Consider the following 20576-nt stretch of genomic DNA (forward strand, 5'->3'; position numbering starts at 1 on the left):
AAAACTATACCTTGTCTGCCTAGAATCCGGCTTACAGAACCTTACAGATGCGCACCTTCTTGGTGCCCATACAGAACATCGCAGGAGACAGCCTTGCCCCCACCGGTCACCGGCGCCGCCGTCGACACCCACGCCCACGTCTTTCACCAGGGCCTGGCGCTGGCGGACACTCGCCGCCACACGCCCGACTACGACGCCACCCTGGCCCAGTACCTGGGCCTGCTGGACGCGCACGGGCTGTCGCACGGCGTACTGGTGCAGCCCAGCTTCCTGGGCACCGACAACAGCCATCTGCTCGAGGCGCTGCGCGCCGCGCCGGCGCGGTTGCGCGGCGTGGCGGTGGTGGATCCCTCCATCGACGACGCCGGGCTGCGCGCCCTGGCCGAGGCCGGCGTGGTCGGCATCCGCCTGAACCTGATCGGGCTGGACCTGCCCGACCTGGCGGCGCGCGCCTGGCGCCACCTGCTCGACCGCGTCAACGCGCTCGGCTGGCATGTCGAGGTCCATGTGCAGGCGGCGCGCCTGGCCGATATCATGCCGGCCTTGCTGCAAGCCGGCTGCCGCGTGGTGGTCGACCACTTCGGCCGTCCCGAGCCGGCACTTGGCATCGCCGACCCCGGTTTCCAGTATCTGCTGCGGCAAGCTGGCAGCGGCCGCGTCTGGGTCAAGCTGTCGGCCCCCTACCGCAACTGGACCGGCGCCGCCTGTGCCACGTCGGGCCGCGAGGCCGCGCGGCAATTGCTGGACGCCTACACGCCCGCCCACCTGATGTGGGGCAGCGACTGGCCCCACACCGAGCATCGCCACCTGGCGTCCTATCCCGCTGCCACGCAGTGGCTGGACGACTGGATCGATGACCCCGCGCAGCGGCGCGTCGTACTCGCCGACACGCCGCTGCGGCTGTTCCAATTCCAAGGAGAATTCCAATGACCCCTCTGTTCAAACGCCTCGCGCGCCGCGCCAGCCTGCTGGCCGCCGCCGGTGTGCTGGCCGGCGCCGCCGGCACGGCATCCGCCGCCTATCCCGAGCGCGCCGTCACCCTGGTCGTGACCTACCCGCCCGGCGGCACGGTCGACGTGGTGGCCCGCCTGATCGGCCCCAAGCTGGCGGCCGAACTGGGCCAGCCGGTGGTCATTGAAAACCGCGGCGGCGCCGGCGGCATGATCGGCGGCGCGGTGGTCGCCAAGGCCCAGCCCGATGGCTACACGCTGATGCTGGACGCCTCCAACCACGCGCAGAATCCGGCACTGCACCCCAAGATGCAGTTCGACACCCTGACCGCGTTCGCGCCGGTGTCGCTGCTGCTGCGCGTGCCCAACGTGCTGGTGGTGACGCCGTCGTACGAAGTGAAGACCGTGGCCGACCTGATCCGACTGGGCCAGCCCGACGCCAAGGACCATGTCTACTTTGCCTCGGCCGGCCCCGGCTCGGCCCAGCACCTGGCCGGCGAACTGTTCAACCTGCTGGCCAAGACCCAGCTGCAGCACGTCGCTTACAAGGGCGGCGGCCCGGCCATGATCGACGTGATGTCGGGCCAGGTGCCGGTGATGTTCGCCAGCATGGGCTCGGCCTGGCAGCACGTGAAGAACGGCAAGCTGCGCGCGGTGGCCGTTGGCGGCGCGCAACGTTCCAAGGCCGCGCCGGACCTGCCCACCATCGCCGAATCCGGCGTGCCCGGCTATGAAACCTACGAATGGAACGCGGTGTTCGCGCCCGCCGGCACGCCGCCGGAAATCGTCAACCAGGTGTCGCAGGCCCTGGCCAAAGTGCTGAAGGATCCGCAGATCGCGGAACAGCTCGAAGGCATCGGCGCCGAGCCGATCGGCTCGACGCCGGCCGAGCTGGACACCTTCCGCCGCGCCGAGATCGAGAAGTGGCAGCGCGTGGTCAAGGAAGCCGGCCTGAAACTGGATTGAGTCCTGGCGGGCGCCATGCGCCCGCATACCGGTTTGCCGGTCTTGGGCGCCCTTCGGGGCGCCTTTTTTTGGTTTTACGGCGGCCTGCCGATGCGATAAAACAGCACATCGCGATCGTGCTCAGGGATATCCGCAACGAGATGAACCAAGCCAGCAACGACTCCTCCCCCGCCGCCAACACGGTCGCCGGCGCCGACGGCGCCACGCTCGACGCCCTGACGGATGGCTTTCTGTCCCTGGATCGCGATTGGCGCGTCCGCTACCTCAACCCGAGCGCCGAACGGCTGCTGCGTCGCGGCAGGCAGGACCTGATCGGGCAAGGCCTGTGGGACAGTTGCCCGGACCTGGTCGGCACCGGCTATTACGATGCCTGCCGCGGCGCCATGCAGACCGGCCACCCCGCCAGCCACACCGGCTACTACGCGCCCCTGGCCACCTGGTTCGAGGCGCGCGCCTTCGCCCACGATGGCGGCCTGGCCGTGCTGTTCCGCGATGTCTCGCGCGAGCGCGAGGAAACCGCGCAGCTCAAGTACCAGGCCACCCACGATTACCTCACCGGCTTGCCCAACCGGCGCCAATGCATGGACACGCTGTCCGCCGCCATCGCCGAGGCCGAGCCCGCGCTGGCCGCGCAGGGCGCCACGCTGGCGGTGCTGTTCCTGGACCTGGACCGCTTCAAGGAAGTCAACGACGCCTTCGGCCACGCCGAGGGCGACCTGTTGCTGTGCGACGTGGCCGAACGCCTGCGCAAGTTCCTGACGCCTTCCATCTTCTGCGCGCGCGTCGGCGGCGACGAATTCCTGCTGGTGCTGCGCGGCACCAACGAACGCGCGGCCGAGGCCCTGGCCAATTCAATCCTGAATTCCCTGTCGCGCCCCAGCGACGTGCACGGCCGCTCGGTGTCGCTGGGCGCCAGCATCGGCATCGCGCTGATGAACTCGCCTGGCGAATCGGCCGAAATGCTGCTGAACTACGCCGACGCGGCGATGTACGCGGCCAAGTCGGCCGGCCGTTTCCAGGTGCGGGTCTATCACCGCGAACTGATGCAGGGCCTGGGCGCGCGCCTGTCGCTGCGCGGCGACATCCAGGGCGCGCTGACCCTCAACCAGTTCGAACTGCACTTCCAGCCGCAGGTCAGCATGCACGACGGCTCGCTGTGCGGCGCCGAGGCGCTGTTGCGCTGGCGCCATCCGACCCGCGGCCTGCTGGGGCCGGCCGCCTTCCTGGACGTGATCCTGGATTCGCCGCTGGAATCGGCGCTGACCGAATGGGTGGCCAACGCCACCTGCCTGCACATCAGCGAATGGCTGGCCGAGGGCCTGCCGGTGCCGCGCATCTCATTCAACCTGTCGGCGCGGCAACTGGTCGCGCCCGACCTGGCCAACACCATCGTGCACCTGGCCAAGGCGCATGGCGTGCCGCCGACGCTGCTGGACGTGGAGGTCACCGAGAACTCGCTGATGAGCGATGTCGAGAAAGCCTCGGGCATTCTGTCCGCCTTGCGCGAGGCCGGCATCTCGGCATCGCTGGATGATTTCGGTTCGGGCTATTCGAGCCTGGCCTACCTGGTGCGGCTGCCGATCGACACGCTCAAGATCGACCAGTCGTTCGTCTGGGCCTTGGGCAAGGTGCCCACCGCCACCGCCGTGATCCGCGGCGTGGTGCGGCTGGCGCACTCGCTGGGCATGCGCACGCTGGCCGAAGGGGTGGAGACGGAGGCGCAGCGCCAGATGCTGATCGAGGAAGGCTGCGACGCCATGCAGGGGTTCCTGTTCAGCCGCGCCCTGCCCGCCAGCAGCTTCGCCGCGCTGCTGCGCGAGGCGTCGTGACGCCAGCCGCTATCATGTGCGATTGAGAGCAAGACTTCGCGATGACGACGATGGAAAAGATCCGGATCGACAAATGGCTGTGGGCGGCGCGCTTCTACAAGACGCGCAGCCTGGCGGTGGACGAAATCGGCAAGGGCCGCGTGCAGGTCAATGGCCAGCCGGCCAAGCCGGCGCGCGAGGTCGGCGCGGGCGATGTGGTCAGCATCCGCAAGGAAGACCCGGCGGTGCACGTGCGCGTGGTGGCCGTCAGCGGCGCGCGCGGTCCGGCGCCGGTGGCGCGCCAGCTGTACGAGGAAACTCCGGAAAGCGTGGCCGCGCGCGAACGCGCGGCCGAGATGCGGCGCCTGGCGCCCGAGCCCGCGCTGGACATCGCGGCGGGCCGGCCGACCAAGCGCGACCGGCGGCTCATCGACCAGATGCGCGGCAAGTAGGCCGCGCCCGCGCGCAGCGCGCCTACAGCGCCCGCCCCACGATCAAGGGATCCAGCGCCAGTTCCGGCGCGCCGCTCTTGCCTTCGTACGGCAAGCGGCTGAGCACGTAGCGCATGGCGTTCAGGCGCGCGCGCTTCTTGCAGTCGGACTTGACCACGATCCACGGCGCGTCGGCCGTGTCGGTGTGCGCGAACATCGCCTCCTTGGCGCGGGTGTAGTCGTCCCACTTGTCCAGCGAGGCCAGGTCCACGGGGCTCAGTTTCCATTGCTTGAGCGGATGCACCTTGCGCTGCATGAAGCGGCGGCGTTGCTCCTCCTGGCTGACCGAGAACCAGAACTTGACCAGGTGGATGCCGCTGGTGACCAGATGGCGTTCGAAGTCGGGCACCTGGCGCAGGAACTGCAGGTATTCGTCCTGCGAGCAGAATCCCATCACGCGCTCGACGCCGGCGCGGTTGTACCAGGAGCGGTCGAACATCACGATCTCGCCGGCGGTCGGCAGGTGCTGCACGTAGCGCTGGAAGTACCACTGGCCGCGTTCGGTGTCCGACGGTTTTTCCAATGCCACCACGCGCGCGCCGCGCGGGTTCAGGTGTTCCATCATGCGCTTGATGGTGCCGCCCTTGCCGGCCGCGTCGCGGCCTTCGAACAGGATCACCACGCGCTGCCCGGTGGCCTTGACCCAGGCCTGCAGCTTCAGCAGCTCGACCTGCAGCGCGTATTTCTGCTTTTCATAATTGCGCCGCAGCATGCGACGGCGGTAGGGATAGATGCCTTCGCGCCAATCGGTCGCCAGCTCCTCGTCGGGATTGCGGCGCGCGCCGGCGGCCTGCGCGTTGGCTTCGAGCAGCGCGCGATGCACGGCCAGCGCATCGTCGGGCGACAGTTCCTCGATCACCGAACGCAGCGCCTCGTGGGCTTCGCCGGCTTCGCCCACCTGATAGCGGCGGGCGATGTCGGCCAGCACCGCGGTGGTTTCCTGGCGCGCGGCGACCTCGCGCGCATTGACGCGCTTGTGGGCCTGGATCGCGGGCTCGATGGCGGGCAGGCCGGCGGGCGTGGTGACGCCGGAGACGGCCTGGCGCGACGCGGTGCGCCTGGCGGCGCCCGCCCTGGCGGTGTCCTGGCCGCGATTGGCGGCGGCCGCCGCCGTGGGTTTGCCCGCGGCGCGCGTCGCGGACGGGCCGCGTTTGCCGGCGGGCGCGCGCGCGCCGGCGGTGCGCTTGGCGGCGCGCCGCGGCCGCGCCTCGGCCTTGCCGTCGGCCGCGGCCAGGTTCTGCTCGGAAGCTTGCGGGGTCTTGTCTGTCATCAGTACTGTCCTTGCTGCGCGTGAGGTCCGATTCCGGTTGGCCGGGCAGTCGCCGGCGACCCGTCAGGAAAAACTTCAACCCTAACGCGCGCTACGGCGCATGGGATTGACGTGCATCAATGCTTGTAACATTCTTGCAGCAATATCAGGCCCGGGCCGCGCCCCGTGGCGGCATGGCCGCCGCTACACTGCAGCCTTCCCCCCGCTCCTTTCCCTTGCATGTGGTCCCTGCTCAGACGCCTGCTCGACGGCCCGCCCGCCCCGCCCGATCCGTACGCCGAAACCATCCAGTTCGACGACGCCGGCTTCACTCGCGCCCTTGGCCCCGCCGACGGCCCGGGCCGCCGCCAGTTCTGGCCATGGGACGATGTCTGCGAATTCGGTTTCCGCTTCACCCCGGCGCTGTTTCCGGACCCGTGGATCGGTGATTGCATGGAAGGACTCTGGTATCTCCGGGTACGCGACGAAGGCGCATTGATGGCGGTGGAATTCGGCCAGGAACATCTCGATCCCGACGCCCTGCCGGCCGCCCTGCTGCGGCACATGCCAGGCCTGGACCGGCGCGCGCTGCGCGATGGCCTGGCGGTCGCGGCGCGGGGACCTCGCCACTTCGCCGGCGAGGGCGAATGGGTGGGCTGGCGGCGCGATCCGCATTGCGCCTGAAAAGGTCGCACGGTAACATCTGATGCTAAATATTTCGTGATCGCCGCTTCCGTGGACACGCGTACAGAACCCACCTTGAGTCCGGAAGGCGCCGACACGCCGCCATCGCCCGCGCTGGCCACCGCCCCCGCGCGACCGCGGCCGAGCCGCGCGCTGCGCGCCTGGACCTGGATCCTGTACCTCGGCTTGTGGCTGGCCGTGCTTGCGTTCAAGCGCGATAGCGCGCCCGTCGGGGCTGACGCCGCCGAAGCGCTGGGCTATCGGGTCGGCAGCGCGTTCGGCAGCGCCCTCGCGCTGCTGCTGCCCGCCGCCATCGCCATCGCGGCGCTGTCGCTGTTCAAGCGCTTCCGCACCCCGCTGCACCGCATGCGCATCGCCTTCGCCACGGGCCTGGTACTGGCGGCGGTCGCCGCCACCCTGGCCGGCCTCTCGGCCTACCGCGAAGCGCAGAAGGCCACCGCGCTGGCCGAGATCCGCCGCACCGGCGAATGGATGCGCGCCGCGCTCAACGCCCCCGACCACCCGCCCGGCGACGTGCCCGACATCGACACCACGCCCAAGGCGCGCGGCGTGTATGGCGAGATCGAACGCGGCGTCAAGATCCTTCTGGCGCAGCGCGTGGCGCAGTACCGCGCCTACATGCGCGAACTGGACGAGGTGCGCTTGTCCGAACTGTTCATCCCCAACCGGCTGGCGCGCGATCGCGGCATGGTGGAAAGCCGGCTGATCCTGGAGCAATCGCAGCGCGTGGTGCGGAAATACAGCCAGCAGAACCAGCGGCTGCTGGCGGACGTGCCTGTCACCATCCGCACGCTCGACCTGAGCGAGGAGCAGAAGAACCGCATGGTCGAGGGCGCGATCAAGGCGCGCCCGCAGCAGAAGGCGACGCTGGCGCGCAACTGGGACCTGGAGCGCCAGACGCTGGACGAATTCGAAAAGATGATCAACCTGCTCGACGACAACCGCCGCGCGTGGCGCGTGGAGCACAACGAGATCGTGTTCGACCGCGACAGCCTGTTGAACCGGTTCCGCGCGCATCAACTGGCGGTGCGCCAGTTGACGGAGGAACGGGCGCGGCTGGAATCGCAGCAATTCGACAGCCTGACCTCGGTGCTGCGTTGACGCCCCCGATGGCGTCCCGGGTGAACCGCGGCCCGACCGCCCTGGCCCATGAACGTCCGGCCCATGGCGGGCACGGCGCTCCCGAGGCCAGCGCGCCCGGGCGCGAAGGCGGGCCGGACGCGATCACGCGTCAGCTTGCCGCCTGATCCAGCCCCTGCTTGAGATCGGCCAGAATGTCGGCGGCGGTTTCCAGCCCGACCGACAAGCGCAGCAGGCCTTCCGACAGACCATACTTTTCACGATCCTCGGCCGTGTAGCTGGCGTGCGTCATGGTGGCCGGATGCTGGATCAGCGTTTCCGGATCGCCCAGGCTGACGGCGATGCGCGCCAGCTTCAGGCTGTTCAGCAGGCGCCGGCCCGCGGCCAGCCCGCCCTTCAACTCGAACGCCACCAGCCCGCCGCCGGCCGCCTGCTGGCGCTGCGCGATCTCGGCGCCGGCCGTGCCCGCGAGGCCCGGATAGAACACGTCGGCCACCGCCGCGTGTTCGCGCAGGAACTTCGCCACCTTCAATGCCGATTCGCTGTGACGCTCGACCCGCAATTCCAGCGTCTTCAGGCCGCGCAGCACCAGGAAGGCGGTGAACGGCGACAGCGTCGCGCCGGTGAAATAGCGCAGCCCCTGCAGGCGGATCGCGTCGATGTGCTGCTTGCGGCCGACCACCGCCCCGGCCAGCAGGTCGCCGTGGCCGCCCAGGTACTTGGTGGCCGAATGCAGCACGATGTCGGCGCCGTGTTGCAGCGGCCGTTGCAGCACCGGCGTGGCGAAGGTGTTGTCGACGATGGTCAGCAGCCCCTTACCGCGCGCGATGGCCGAGATGGCGGCGATGTCGACCAGCCGCAGGTTGGGGTTGGCCGGCGTCTCGAAATAGACCGCGCGGGTCTTGGGGCCGATGGCGGCGGCCACGGTTTCCGGGCGCGTGAAGTCGGCGAACACGGCGTTGATGCCCAGCCGCGGCAGCCCCTGCGCGAACAGCGTGAAGGCGGTGCCGTAGACGATCTGGTCGACCACGATCTCGTCGCCGCTTTGCAGCAGCGACAGCAGCGTGGCCGAGATCGCCGCCATGCCCGACGCGGTGACCACGCCGGCCTCGGCCCCTTCGAGCGAGGCTAGCCGCTCTTCCAGCAGGGCCTGGGTCGGGTTGCGGGTGCGGCCGTAGACGTAGCCCGATTGTTCGCCCAGGCGGATGCGGTCGAAGGCCTCGATGCTGTCCTGGGTGTAGGTGGAGGTCAGGTAGAGCGGCGGCGACAGCGCGCCCTGCTCGTCCAGCGGGTCGTAGCCCAGGTGGATGGCGCGGGTGGCGAAGCCGTGGTGTTGCGAGTCGGACATGGATACCTCCGGGAATCAGCTCGGGGATGCGGACGGCGCGGCGCCGTCAGCGCTTGTGGTCGGCGCGGCGCGACAGCCATTCGCCGGTGAATTGCACGATCGAGACCAGCGCGATCAGGATCACGATCACTTCGAACATCACGCGGGTCTCGTAGCGCTCGTAGCCATAGCGGATGGCCAGGTCGCCCAGGCCGCCGGCGCCCACCGCGCCAGCCATGGCCGAGGCGTTGATCATGGCGATGACGCTGACGGTCATGCCGCCGATGATGCCGGGCAGCGCCTCGGGCAGCAGCACATGGCGCACGATGTGCCAGCGGCGGCAGCCCATGGCGCGCGCGGCCTCCACCAGGCCGTGGTCGACATCGTTCAGGCTGACCTGGGCGATGCGCGCGAAGAACGGCACCAGATTGGCCGACAGCGGCACGATCGCGGCCCAGGTGCCGAGCGTGGTGCCGACCAGCATGCGCGTGAACGGCAGCATCGCCACCAGCAGGATGATGAAGGGGATGGCGCGGAACGTGTTCACGGTGATCGACAGCGCTTTGTTCAGGCGCGGCCTCGGATACAGGTTGCCCGGCGCGGTGACGGTCAGCACCACCGCCAGCGTCAGGCCGGCGGCGATCGCGATGAGCGCGGACACGCCCACCATGGTCAGCGTCTGCAGGAAGGCCTGCAGGTATTTATCCAGCATCGGCAGCGACATAGCCCAGTACCTCGATCTGATCGGCCACCAGCGCGGCGCGCGCGGCCTCTTCCTGTAAAACGGCGGCCGGCACCGACACCAGCAGGCTGCCCTGGGCGTGGCCGCGCAGGCGGTCCAGCCCGCCGTGCAGCAGCGTCGCGCCCGGCCCCAGCGCCGCCAGCGCCTGCAGCGACACGCCCTCGGGGCGGCCCTGGCCGGTGAAGCGCAGGCGCAGCACCGCCAGGCCGGCCCTGCCCGCCAGGCCCGCCAGGTCCGGCACCAGCCGCGCGGCCAGGTCGGCCGGCAGGTCATGCTGCAAGGGCCGCAACAGCGCGCGGGTGGCGTCGGCCTGCGGATTGCCGAACACGCGCCAGACTTCGCCGTGCTCGACCTTGCGGCCGCCATCCAGCACCAGCACCTTGTGGCAGACCTCGCGGATCACCGCCATGTCGTGCGTGATCAGCACCACCGTCAGGCCCAGCTTGCGGTTGATGTCGCGCAGCAGCGCCAGGATCGACTGCGTGGTTTCGGGGTCGAGCGCCGAGGTGGCCTCGTCGCACAGCAGGATCTCCGGGTCATGCACCAGGGCGCGGGCGATGCCCACGCGCTGCTTCTGCCCGCCGGACAGCTTGGACGGATAGGTGTCCGCCTTGTCGCGCAGCCCCACCAGGTCCAGCAGCGCGTCGACCTTGGCGCGCGCCTCGGCCGGCTTGACGCCCGCCACGCGCAAGGGCAGCGCCACGTTCTGCGCCACCGTCTTGGCCGACAGCAGGTTGAAGTGCTGGAAGATCATGCCGATGCGGCGCCGCAGGCCGACCAGCGCGTCCTCGTCCAGGCCGCCGACGTCCACGCCGTCGACCCGCACCTGGCCGGCGCTGGGGCGTTCCAGCATGTTGATGGAGCGCAGCAGCGTCGACTTGCCGGCGCCGCTGCGGCCGATGATGCCGAACACCTCGCCGCGCCCGATGGAAAAGGAGATATCGGCCAGCGCCGTTACCGTGCCCCGCGGGCCCTGGTAGCGCTTCTGCAGTCCGTCGAAAACGATGTGGGCGTCTTGCGCCGCGTCGGCGGCGGGCCGCAGGGCCGGATCCGCCAGGGGGATGTCGTGTTGCATCATGCTGTGTTCCCGAGCCGCCCGCGCGGCGGCGCGTGCCGCTCCGCGAGCGAGGATGGCGGCGGCGCCGGCTGGCGCCGCCGCGCCTTCCGGCTCAGAAGACCGGAATCACCGAGCCTTCGTACTTGCTCAGGATGAACTGGCGCACTTCCTCGGAGTGATAGGCCTTGACCAGCTCGGGCACCCAGGGCGCGTTCCTGTCTTTCTCGCGCACGGCGATGATGTTGACGTAGGGGTTGTTCTCTTTCTTCTCGACCGCGATGCCGTCGCGGGTGGCGATCAGCCCGGCCTGGTAGGCGAAGCTGTTGACGATGGCGGCGGTGTCGACGTCGGGCAGCGAACGCGCCAGGACCACCGAGGCGCTTTCGACGAAGTCGAGCTTGCGCGGGTTGGAGGTCACGTCGGCCAGCGTGGCGGTGCCCGTGGCCGGATCGAAGCCGTCCTTGAGCGTGATCAGGCCCTGGTCGCGCAGGATCACCAGCGCGCGGGTCTGGTTGCTGGGGTCGTTGGGGATGCCGACCTTGGCGCCCTCGGGCAAGGCCTGCAGCGACTTGTACTTCTTCGAATAGAAGGCGATGGGCGAGATCAGCGTATTGGCCACCGACACCAGCTTGTACCCGCGCTGCTTGATCTGATCGTTCAGGAACGGGATGTGCTGGAACGCGTTGGCGTCCAGGTCGCCGTTGTTGAGCGCCTCGTTGGGGCTGGCGGTGCCGGTGATGACCACCGGTTCGACGGCCAGGCCGTTCTTCTTGGCGACCTGCGCCACCACTTCCCAGATCTGTTCGTCGACGCCGCCGCGCACCCCGACCTTGAGCGGCTTGGGATCGGCCGAGAAAGCCGGCCCGTGGAACATGGCGGCCGCGGCCAGCACGGCGCCCAGCAGGGCCTTGGCCAGCGTGCCCGCGCGGGCGGTGTAAGTGCGGGGAGTCATATGGAAATCGCCTCTCAGTCGATACGGTTATGAGCAGACGATTCTAGGGATGGCCCCTGCGCGCGCGAACGAATAGTTGGTTGAGTCGTTATTACAGGGGCGTTTGGATATGGCGCCGGCGCATAAGTGGCGCCCTGCCGCGACCATGACGCGCGCGGGCAAGGCTTGGCCGCGGGACGCGGCCAGGCGCCACGCCCCGCCTCAGAACGGCTTGACCACCACCAGCGTCACGATGACCGCCGCGGCGACCACCGTGAGCGGCGCGTACAGGTCGACCAGCGGCGCGCGCTTGGCGCTGCCCCGCGACTGGCGGCGCAAGGCGGCGCTCTGCACGCCCAGCAGGCCCGACAGGACCAGCGCCAGCGCGATCTTGATCCAGATCCAGGTCATCGCGAACCAGCCGAAGGTCACGGCCAGGTGCAGGCCGACCAGCCAGGCCAGCACCATCGCCGGCGTGGTCACGAACAGCGTCCAGCGGCGCAGCGCGCCCAGCATCCTGCGTTCCTTGGGCGCCTCGTCGCTGTCGGGCGGCTGCGACGACAGCAGGAACAGCGACACGAACAGGGAGCCGCCCAGCCATGCGACCACGGCGGCGACATGCAGCATTTTGAGTAATTGGTAGGTCATGCGCGCGATTATCGCCGCAGCGGCGCGCGCCGGGGTGGAATCGGGTCCGACGGGTTTGCGCTACGGCAAAGACCGACGCCGGCGTTCACGGCGCCAGCGCCTTGAGCACCCGCAACGCCAGCCGCACCCGCGCCTCATTCGGATAGTTGCGGTTGGCCAGGATCACGATGCCGAGCTTGCGCGACGGCACGAACGCCACGTAGGCGCCGAAGCCATTGGTGGCGCCGGTCTTGTTGATCCACACTGCCTGCTGCGGCGCCAGCGGCGGTTGCAGGGCCTTGACCGGCAGGGTCTCGAACGCGACCTGGGCGGAATTGCCGTGCACCACATCGTCCACCGACACCGGGTAAGAGTACTGCTCCCAGATCAGGTCCTGCGTCATCGCGCCCAGCTGGTAATAGCCGGTGTGGGTCTCGGCGATGGCGCGCTGCAGCGTGGCATCGACCGGCGCGGTGCCCAGGTTGATCTCGACGAAGCGCAGCATGTCGCGGGCGCTGGACTTCACGCCATAGGCCTCGTCGGCCAGCACGCCCGGGTTCACGCGCACCGGAGCGTCCTGCTTGTCGTAGCCCTGGGCATAGTCGGGCATCTTGCGCGGCGGCACTTCCAGGTAGGTGTCGCGCAGGCCCAGCATGGGAAACAGCTGCTGCTCCATCGCCGCCACGTAGGGCTGCCCCAGGGCGCGGGCCGCCACCACGCCCAGCATGCCGATGCTGGGGTTGGCGTAGGTGCGGCGCGTGCCGGGCGCGTACCGCGGGGTCCAGGCCTTCAGGTAGTCCATCAGTTGCGCCATGCTCTGCACCGCGTCCGGCACCTGCAAGGGGAAGCCGCCGGCGGTGTGCGTGGCCAGGTTAACCAGCGTCAGCCTGGCGAATTCGCTGCCTTGCAGCTCGGGCACCCACTTGGCCGGGCTGTCGGTGAGCGACAGGCGGCCCGTGGCCTGGGCGTAGGCGGCCAGCGTGACGGTGAAGGTCTTGCTGATCGACCCCAGTTCGAACAGGGTGTCGCTGGAGACCGCGCGGCGCGGCGCGCGCGAGGCGTCGCCGTAGTTGAAGAAGCGCTGCTCGCCGTCGCGGCTGACGCCGATGGCCATGCCGGCGATGCCGTATTCGCGCATGACCTCGGCCACGGCGGCGTCGACGGCGGCGGTGGCGCGATCGGCCTTGGCGGACGCGGATGGCTTGGCGGTGGATGCCGGCGTGGATGCCGGCGTGGATGCGGGCGTGGATGCGGGCGTGGATGCGGAGGTCGATGCCGTGGAGGCCTTGCCGGCGGGCGCTTGCGCAACGGCCGGGCTGGCCGAGGCGGCGCCGGCCAGGGCCAGCGTCAACGTCATGGACAGCAGGGAAATACGGAACATTGCCGGAACGCGCATGCGGAGTCGTCCTTTCGTTTTCCGGCCGGCGCGTGCCGGCGGTTCGGCGCCCAGTGTAGAGCCAATCCGGCGCCTCCCCTGGTATTAACCCTGAGTCCCGCGCGCGACGAATTTTGGCTATTCTCGGTGCGTCGATTCAAAACCCCGCAGAAGAGTCCCGCCCCCCGTGGCGGGCGCCGACGGAGCAACCGCCCCGGAAACTCTCAGGCAACAGGACTGCGCGGTCTAGACAATCTGGAGAGAGGCGCCTGGCGCCCACCGAAGGGGAACCCGCGCCGCCGCGCCCGGGTGAAGCTCTCAGGTACAGAGACAGATGGGGTGCCACGATCATTGGGTCGTGGCCACGCCATCTGGAGCCATCATGCCCCGCATCGCCATCATCGGCGCCGGTATCACCGGCGTCACGTCCGCCTACGCCTTGAGCAAACTGGGCTACGACGTCACCGTCTACGACCGCCAGCGCTATCCCGCCATGGAGACGTCCTTTGCCAACGGCGGCCAGCTGTCCGCCAGCAATGCCGAAGTGTGGAACAGCGCCGCCACCATCATGAAGGGCCTGCGCTGGCTGGGCCGCCACGACGCGCCGCTGCTGCTCAATCCGCGCCCGAGCTGGCACAAGTATTCGTGGCTGGCCCAGTTCATGGGGCAGATCCGCAACTACCGCCAGAACACCATCGCCACCACCCGCATGGCAATCGAAGCGCGCCAGCACCTGTACGCCATGGCCGAGGAGGAAGGCATCGACTTCGACCTGGAGCGCCGCGGCATCCTGCACATCTACCACGACGCCGCCAGCTTCGAGACCGCGCGCCGCGCCAATGCGCTGCTGCGCGAAGGCGGACTGGAGCGGCACGCCGTCACGCCGGAGGAAATCCGCGGCATCGAGCCGACGCTGCAGACGCCCTGCCACGGCGGCTTCTACACGCCGTCCGACGCCACCGGCGACATCCACAAGTTCACCAGCGGCCTGGCGCAGGCCTGCGCGCGGCGCGGCGTGCGTTTCGAACAGGACGCGGACATCCGCGCCATCAGCCGCGACGGCCTGCCCTACGTGCTGGATATCGCGCGTGAAGAAGGCGCGCGGCGCGAACAGCACGAAGCCGACGCCATCGTGGTCTGCGCCGGCGCCGCCAGCCGCCAGTTCGCGCGGCAACTGGGCGACCGTCTGAACATCTATCCGGTCAAGGGCTATTCGATCAGCGTGCACCTGGACGACGCCGCGAGCCAGGCCGCCGCGCCCACCGTGAGCCTGCTGGACGAGGCCGCCAAGATCGTCACCAGCCGCCTGGGCGACCGCTTCCGCGTGGCCGGCACCGCCGAGTTCAACGGCTTCAACCTGGACATCCGCGCCGAACGCATCCAGCCGCTGGTGGACTGGACCCGCCGCCATTTCCCCGGCGTGCGCACCGCGCGCGTGGTGCCATGGTGCGGCCTGCGGCCGATGATGCCCGACATGATGCCGCGCGTCGGCCCCGGCAAGCGGCCGGGCGTGTTCTACAACACCGGGCATGGGCATCTGGGATGGACGCTGTCGGCGGCGACGGCGCAAATGCTGGCGGCGAGCGTGCGGGAGGGGGTGGGACTGTCGTAAAGCCGTTGCGGCAGACCACAGGCCGGGACCGGGCGGGACGCGGACCGGTCCTCAATACCCCAGCAGCCGCGGCAGCGACGAGGCCAGCAGCGTCAGCCCCGAGCAGGTCAGCAGCCCCAGCACCACGCGCCGGAACGTGACTTCCGAGATGCCGATGTACAGGCGCGTGCCCAGCAGCGTGGGAATCAGCATGGCCGGCGCCACCACCGCGAACATGGGCGCCATATCGCGCGTGACGATGCCGGTGGCCAGATAGATGGCCATGGTCACGGCCAGCATCGACAGGTTGAAGTTCTGGATCACGGCGCGCTGCGTGTCCTTGTTGAAGCCGCGCAGGGTGCACCACAGCGTCGGCACGCTGCCGGCAAAGCCGCCGATGCCGCCCAGCACGCCGCCCGCCAGCCCCACCGCGCCATCGCCCCAGCGGTTGCCGCCGATGCGCGGCAGCCGCTGCGCCATCAGCATCACCGGGCACCACAGCGCCAGCAGCGCGCCCAACACCGCCTTGAACCAGTCCATGTCCAGGTGCGGCAGGACCAGGACGCCCAGCGGAATGCCGGCCAGGCCGCCCAGCAGGAAAGGCCACAGCAGCGCCCAGTTGAAGCCGCGCCGCACCGAGAACACCGCCAGCAATTGCCCGGTGAGCGCGCCGAACACTGCCAGCGCCGCCGCCAGCCGGGGGTCCAGCACCCAGGCCCAGAACGACATGGCCACCATGCCGAAGGCAAAGCCCGACAGGCCCTGCACGAACCCCGCCACGGCCGCGCCGATGGCGACTATCCATACCGCATCCATTGCCCTGCGTCTCCTTGTCGTCGCGTCCGCTGGCAGGCCGTTCGGCTCGCCCGGATCTCGTGACGGCAGATTCTAGGCGCGCATCGCGGCGCCCCTATTTGAAGTGCTGATGACGCGATAGGTTTTCGGTGATGGCGGCCGCGATCACAGGAAGATCGTGCCGCGCAGGTACAGCGCGGCCTGGCCGCTGATGATGACGCGGCCGTTGTCGCGCAGTTCGCAGCGCAGTTGGCCCTTGCGCGCCCCGCCCTGCTCGGCAGTCAGTTCTGTCTTGCCCAGCCGCTCGCCCCAGTACGGCGCCAGCGAGGTATGCGCCGACCCCGTCACTGGGTCTTCGTTGACGCCGACGCGCGGGCCGAACCAGCGCGACACGAAGTCGTAGCGCGCGGATGGCGCCGTCACCGCCACGCCGCGCACGTCGAACGCCGCCAGCGCGGCGAAGTCGGGCGCGAGGCCGTCGATCAGGCTTTCGTCGTCGATCACCACCAGGTAATCGTCGGCGCGGTACAGCGCGCGCGCCGCCGGCAGGCCGAGCGCGCGCAGAAGGCCCTCTGGGATGGCTTCGGCCACGGGCTGCCTGGCGGGGAAGTCCATCGCCAGCGCGTCGCCGGCGCGCCGTACCCGCAGCTCGCCGCTGCGGGTGGCAAAGCGCAGCACGTCTTCGCTGGCGCCCAATTGCTCGAACAGCACCCAGGCGGTCGCCAGGGTCGCGTGACCGCACAGGTCGACCTCGACCTTCGGCGTGAACCAGCGCAGCTCGTGGACGTCGCCGCGGCGCACGACGTAGGCGGTCTCGGACAGGTTGTTCTCTTCGGCGATGCGTTGCAGCGTGGCGTCCGGCAGCCACGCCTGCAGCGGCACCACGGCGGCGGGGTTGCCGCCGAAGGGCACGGCGGAAAAGGCGTCTACCTGGTAGAGATCGAGTTGCGGCATGAGAAATCCTGGAAAAACGGTGAAGGCGGGACACGTCGCCGCCATGCCGCATTTTGCTACGAAACGCCCGCGACTTCCCGCAGCAGCGCCTCCAGGCCGTCCAGGTCCGCTTCCTGGCGCGCGCTGTAGCCGATCACCACGCCCGCCGGCCAGGACACGCGCCGGCAGAATTGCGCGACCGGCTGCAGACCCAGGCCCCGCGTGCGCGCCCTTGCCAGCAGCGCCGCCACGTCGAAGCCGGGCGGCGGCCACCACACCAGGTGAAAGCCCGCATGCTCGCCGCTGACGCGCAGCGGCGCCGCGCCCGCCGCCTGGCGCAGCATGCGCAGCACCCGGTCGCGCCGCTGCGCGTAGATCGCCCGCGCCCGCCGCACATGGCGCGCGAAGCCGCCGCTTTCCAGGAACGCCGCCAGCGTCATCTGTTCGACGATGCTGCTGGAGCGTCCCGTCAGGTAGCGGGCGCGGGCAAAGTCCGCCACCAGCGGCCGCGGCAGCACCGCATAGCCGATGCGCAGGGCGTTGAACAGGGTCTTGTTGAAACTGCCGCAGTGGATCACGCGGTCGGCGCGGTCCAGGCTTTTCAGGGCGGCCAGCGGCGCGCCGTCGTAGTTGAATTCGCTGTCGTAGTCGTCGTCCAGGATCCAGCAGCCGGCCTGTGCCGCCCAGTCCAGCAGCTCCAGGCGGCGCGACACCGGCATGGTGACGCCGGTGGGCGACTGGTGCGCCGGCGTCACGTGCACCAGCCTGACGCCGCGATGGCGGCGGGCGCGCGCCACCGAAAAGCCGTGCTGGTCGATGGCCACCGGCGCCACGCGCCGCGTGTACTGACTGAACAGCGGCAGGGCGTTGAGGTAGCCGGGGTCCTCGACCAGCACCTTGTCGCGCGGCGTGAGCAAGAGGCGCGCGCTGAGGTCGAGGCCGTCGCGGATGCCGGTCAGCACCACCACCTGGTCGGCGTCGCAGGCAATGCCGCGCGCCGCGCCGAGGTAACGCGCGATCTGTTCGCGCAAGGGCTGCCAGCCCTGGGGATCCTCGCGTGCCAATTGCGCCGCCGTGACGCGCCGGGCGCTGGCCAGCAGGCCCTGGCGCCAGGCCGCCATGGGAAACAGCGAGGCGTCGGCGCCGCGCGCGGTGAAGGGGGGCTCGTGCCGCAAGGGGGGAACCGAATGGTCGGCATCCCGGTCCGGGGGTGGCGCGCGGCCCGCCGCGGGCGGCGCGTCGGACGTGGCGGCGGCGGGCGCCGTGGCCGCGTCGCCCGGCAGTCCGTGGCGAAAGAAATTATCCGGGATGACCGCCGCCACATAGGTGCCGGACCCGACCGCGCCGGCGGTATAGCCTTCGCCGCGCAACTGGTCGTAGGCGGCCTCGACGGTGGAACGGGCGACGTGCCAGCGCGCCGCCAGGCTGCGGGTGGATGGCAGCCGCCCGCCCGAGGGCAGGACGCCGCGCAGGATGCGTTCGCGGATCTGCCGGTACACCCAGGACTGCTTGGATTCGTCCGGGCGCGGCGGATCGACCGGCAGGTCCAGGCTGGCCTCCTGGCGGGTGTCGCGCGAAAGTGGCTTGGTCTGGTTCATGAAAATGGCCCTATTTCATCGGGCCATTCTATCGCTACATTGCCCCCATCGCCCCCCTGGGGCATGCCACCGGAATCGCGCCATGTCCACGCCCGCCCACACCATCACCCTCGCGCACGGCTGCTTCACCAGCGATGGCAGCACCTCGATCCTGGAGGCCGCGCTGGCCCAGGCCGTGGCCGTGCCGTTTTCCTGCCAGCGCGGCGAGTGCGGGTCGTGCCGGGCCCAGGCAGCCGGCGGCGCCTACGCCCGCATCGCGCCGCCCACCGAGCGCACCTATGTCACCGCCGCCGACGAATTGCTGATGTGCCAGTGCCGGGCGACCGGTGACCTGGCGCTGCGCTTTGCGCACTGGCAGGCGCCGGCGCAGCCCGCGCGCCACTACCCGGTGACGGTGCTGTCGCGGGTGCCGCTGACCGCCGATGTGACCCAGCTGATCGTGGCGCCGCGCGATGCCGCCGGGGCCTTCGCCTGGCAGGCCGGGCAGCATGCGCGCTTGCTGATGGACGATGGCGGCGAGCGCCCGTTCTCCATCGCCAGCGTGCCGGTCGCGACCGGCCCCGCCCGGCTCGAATTCCATATCCGGCGCGTGCCCGGCGGCGGTTTCACCGAACGGGTGCTGCCACGCCTGATGCCCGGCGACACGCTGCCCCTGACGGGTCCGCATGGCGCCTGTGTCTGGCCGGCGCGGGGCTGGCCCGAGGCGGTCGAACACCTGGTGCTGCTGGCCACGGGCACCGGCTATGCCGGCGTCCACGCGATCATGATGACGGCATTGCAGGACCCGCGCATCAAGCGCGTCACGCTCTACTGGGGCGGCCGCGACGAAGACGACTGCTACGCGGCGCCGCGGCTCAACGCGCTGCAGGGCAAGCACAGCGGGTTCCAATGGCAGGCGGTGCTGTCGCGAACGTCCGCCGGGCCCGCCTGGCACGTGCAGGACGCCGCCCTGGCGGCGAACCACGACTGGCCGCGCACGGTCGCCTACGCCTGCGGCAACCCGGCCATGGTGCGCGCGGCGCGCGAACGCCTGTGCGCGGCCGGCCTGCCGCCGGACCGCTTCGTGTCCGAGGCTTTCCTGCCGGCGCGGGACCGGCCCGCCACGCACGTCGCGCCGGCCCCCGCCCACCCGTGGGAGCAGGTGGGCCAGCGCTTCAGCCTGGACGGTATCCTCGACGCCCGCCGCCGCTCGCGCGAAGCGGTGCGCGAGATTGCCGCGCTGCTGCGGCCCGGCATGACCACGCGCGAGGCGGTCACGGCGGCCGATGCCCACCTGCGCCGCATGGGCGCCTCGCACAACTGGCACCCGACCTACGTGCGCTTCGGCCCCGACTCGCAGTCGCCGGCGGTGCAGCCCACCGATTTCCAGCGCCGGCTGCGCGACGATGACGTGTTCGTGGTGGACATCGGCCCGGTCTGGGACGGTTACGAGGGCGACTATGGCGATACCTTCGTGCTGGGCGCGGATGCCGACCGCCGGCGCTGCGCCGAAGCCGCGCGCCAGGTGTTCCGGCGCACCCGCGAGGACTGGCTGCGGGGGCTGACCGGCGCGGCCCTGTACGACCGCGCCGAGGCCCACGCGCGCGACTATGGTTGCGAACTGGTGCGCGAGGTGCCGGGCCACCGGGTGGCGGATTTTCCGCACGCGCTGTACGGCAGGCATCAGCTGGCGCAGGCCGGGTTCGTGCCGGCCGACGGCATCTGGGTGCTGGAGATCCAGGTGCGCGACCGAACGCTGCCGATCGGGGCGTTCCATGAGGACGTGCTGTTGCGGGAGATGGCCTGACTCGCGGCGGGCGAACACCCTAGGGTTTGTCCCAATGCCCCCCATGTCGATCCGGGGGAAGCTCGAACGTCGTCCCGGTACGCCCACCACTTCCCATCAAAGGGGGATTCATCATGACGACTGGCACCGTAACCCTGCACCGCGTCCTGCGCGCCGCGCCCGCGACCGTGTATCGCGCCTTCCTCGAACCCGACGCCGTGGTGAGGTGGTTGCCGCCCTATGGCTTTACCTGTGAAGTCTTCGAACTGGACGCCAAGGTCGGGGGCCGGCACCGCATGGCGTTCCGCAATTTCGGCAGCGGTCACGCCCACGGCTTCGGCGGCGAATACCTGGAACTGGTGCCGGGCGAGAAGATCCGCTACACCGACGAATTCGACGACCCCAACCTGCCTGGCAGGATGCAGACCACGATCACGCTGCGCGCGGTGTCCTGCGGCACGGAAATGACGGTGGTGCAGGAGCACATCCCGGCGGTGATCCCGCCGGAGATGTGCTACCTGGGCTGGCAGGAATCGCTGGCCCAGCTGATGCGGCTGGTCGAGCCGCAGATTCCCGAGTGAAGCGG

The 20576-nt window shown here is 70.0% G+C and carries 19 protein-coding genes and 2 riboswitches; of the genes, 9 read left to right on the forward strand and 10 right to left on the reverse strand.

Features of this window, described 5'->3' with window-relative positions:
• Window positions 1-93: 93 nt before the first annotated feature.
• From ABFG95_RS04180 to ABFG95_RS04195, 4 genes are all read left to right on the forward strand, one after another.
• A complete protein-coding gene (locus ABFG95_RS04180; RefSeq protein WP_348995485.1) occupies window positions 94-930 on the forward strand; it encodes an amidohydrolase family protein in 837 nt (278 codons plus the stop codon).
• Window positions 927-1916, forward strand: a complete 990-nt coding sequence (locus ABFG95_RS04185; RefSeq protein WP_063570298.1) for a tripartite tricarboxylate transporter substrate binding protein — start codon at window positions 927-929, stop codon at window positions 1914-1916. Before ABFG95_RS04180 ends, ABFG95_RS04185 begins: the two co-directional genes overlap by 4 nt.
• A 140-nt stretch (window positions 1917-2056) precedes the next feature.
• Complete coding sequence (locus ABFG95_RS04190; protein ID WP_348995486.1) at window positions 2057-3745, forward strand: EAL domain-containing protein; 1689 nt, start codon at window positions 2057-2059, stop codon at window positions 3743-3745.
• Between the two features lie 50 nt (window positions 3746-3795).
• Complete coding sequence (locus ABFG95_RS04195; protein ID WP_054419688.1) at window positions 3796-4176, forward strand: RNA-binding S4 domain-containing protein; 381 nt, start codon at window positions 3796-3798, stop codon at window positions 4174-4176.
• Window positions 4177-4198: 22 nt separating this feature from the next.
• Here ABFG95_RS04195 and ppk2 read toward each other — a convergent pair whose 3' ends face one another.
• The gene (gene ppk2, locus ABFG95_RS04200; protein WP_348995487.1) at window positions 4199-5485 is read right to left on the reverse strand and encodes a polyphosphate kinase 2; all 1287 of its coding nucleotides are present in this window, start codon (window positions 5483-5485) and stop codon (window positions 4199-4201) included.
• Window positions 5486-5704: 219 nt separating this feature from the next.
• Here ppk2 and ABFG95_RS04205 point away from each other — a divergent pair, with 219 nt between their 5' ends.
• Both ABFG95_RS04205 and ABFG95_RS04210 read left to right on the forward strand, forming a co-directional pair.
• Window positions 5705-6148: a hypothetical protein gene (locus ABFG95_RS04205; RefSeq protein WP_054419686.1), complete on the forward strand. Its 444-nt coding sequence runs from the start codon at window positions 5705-5707 to the stop codon at window positions 6146-6148.
• Between the two features lie 36 nt (window positions 6149-6184).
• Complete coding sequence (locus ABFG95_RS04210) at window positions 6185-7270, forward strand: hypothetical protein (protein WP_156430343.1); 1086 nt, start codon at window positions 6185-6187, stop codon at window positions 7268-7270.
• 130 nt (window positions 7271-7400) lie between these two features.
• On the opposite strand, the gene ABFG95_RS04215 is transcribed toward ABFG95_RS04210, so the two are convergent.
• The 6 genes from ABFG95_RS04215 to ampC all read right to left on the reverse strand — a co-directional run bounded on the left by ABFG95_RS04215 (window position 7401) and on the right by ampC (window position 13329).
• On the reverse strand, window positions 7401-8597 hold the full coding sequence (locus ABFG95_RS04215) for a PLP-dependent transferase (protein ID WP_068952409.1): 1197 nt from the start codon (window positions 8595-8597) through the stop codon (window positions 7401-7403).
• A gap of 46 nt (window positions 8598-8643) precedes the next feature.
• A complete protein-coding gene (locus ABFG95_RS04220) occupies window positions 8644-9300 on the reverse strand; it encodes a methionine ABC transporter permease (protein ID WP_026383015.1) in 657 nt (218 codons plus the stop codon).
• Complete coding sequence (locus ABFG95_RS04225) at window positions 9278-10396, reverse strand: ATP-binding cassette domain-containing protein (RefSeq protein WP_068980314.1); 1119 nt, start codon at window positions 10394-10396, stop codon at window positions 9278-9280. The genes ABFG95_RS04220 and ABFG95_RS04225 overlap by 23 nt, the downstream gene beginning before the upstream one ends.
• Window positions 10397-10487: 91 nt before the next feature.
• Window positions 10488-11327, reverse strand: coding sequence for a MetQ/NlpA family lipoprotein (locus ABFG95_RS04230; protein WP_054501990.1), 840 nt, complete (start codon window positions 11325-11327; stop codon window positions 10488-10490).
• Between the two features lie 201 nt (window positions 11328-11528).
• A complete protein-coding gene (locus tag ABFG95_RS04235) occupies window positions 11529-11954 on the reverse strand; it encodes a CopD family protein (RefSeq protein WP_068952413.1) in 426 nt (141 codons plus the stop codon).
• An 85-nt stretch (window positions 11955-12039) separates the two neighbouring features.
• The gene (gene ampC / locus ABFG95_RS04240; RefSeq protein WP_348995488.1) at window positions 12040-13329 is read right to left on the reverse strand and encodes a class C beta-lactamase; all 1290 of its coding nucleotides are present in this window, start codon (window positions 13327-13329) and stop codon (window positions 12040-12042) included.
• Window positions 13330-13466: 137 nt separating this feature from the next.
• Window positions 13467-13558: riboswitch (glycine riboswitch) on the forward strand.
• Between the two features lies 1 nt (window position 13559).
• Window positions 13560-13646: riboswitch (glycine riboswitch) on the forward strand.
• Window positions 13647-13690: 44 nt separating this feature from the next.
• Here ampC and ABFG95_RS04245 point away from each other — a divergent pair.
• On the forward strand, window positions 13691-14920 hold the full coding sequence (locus ABFG95_RS04245; protein ID WP_169537097.1) for a D-amino acid dehydrogenase: 1230 nt from the start codon (window positions 13691-13693) through the stop codon (window positions 14918-14920).
• A gap of 51 nt (window positions 14921-14971) precedes the next feature.
• Here the strand turns inward: ABFG95_RS04245 and ABFG95_RS04250 are convergent, their stop codons facing one another.
• From ABFG95_RS04250 to ABFG95_RS04260, 3 genes are all read right to left on the reverse strand, one after another.
• Window positions 14972-15715: a sulfite exporter TauE/SafE family protein gene (locus ABFG95_RS04250; protein ID WP_059271622.1), complete on the reverse strand. Its 744-nt coding sequence runs from the start codon at window positions 15713-15715 to the stop codon at window positions 14972-14974.
• A 144-nt stretch (window positions 15716-15859) separates the two neighbouring features.
• A complete protein-coding gene (locus tag ABFG95_RS04255) occupies window positions 15860-16648 on the reverse strand; it encodes a PhzF family phenazine biosynthesis protein (protein WP_348995489.1) in 789 nt (262 codons plus the stop codon).
• Between the two features lie 56 nt (window positions 16649-16704).
• On the reverse strand, window positions 16705-18225 hold the full coding sequence (locus ABFG95_RS04260) for a PLP-dependent aminotransferase family protein (protein WP_238908605.1): 1521 nt from the start codon (window positions 18223-18225) through the stop codon (window positions 16705-16707).
• Between the two features lie 82 nt (window positions 18226-18307).
• Between ABFG95_RS04260 and ABFG95_RS04265 the strand changes: the two genes are divergently transcribed.
• Together ABFG95_RS04265 and ABFG95_RS04270 are read left to right on the forward strand one after the other, a co-directional pair.
• Window positions 18308-20011 carry an NAD(P)H dependent flavin oxidoreductase family protein gene (locus ABFG95_RS04265; protein ID WP_348995490.1) on the forward strand — a complete coding sequence of 568 codons (1704 nt, stop codon included), beginning with the start codon at window positions 18308-18310 and terminating at the stop codon, window positions 20009-20011.
• 113 nt (window positions 20012-20124) lie between these two features.
• Window positions 20125-20571 (forward strand): SRPBCC family protein, encoded by a 447-nt coding sequence (locus ABFG95_RS04270; RefSeq protein WP_054419660.1) that lies wholly within the window; start codon window positions 20125-20127, stop codon window positions 20569-20571.
• Window positions 20572-20576: the final 5 nt, after the last annotated feature.

The organism is Achromobacter sp. HNDS-1 (assembly GCF_040084795.1).
In the GTDB taxonomy this organism is placed as follows: Bacteria; Pseudomonadota; Gammaproteobacteria; order Burkholderiales; family Burkholderiaceae_B; genus Achromobacter; species Achromobacter ruhlandii.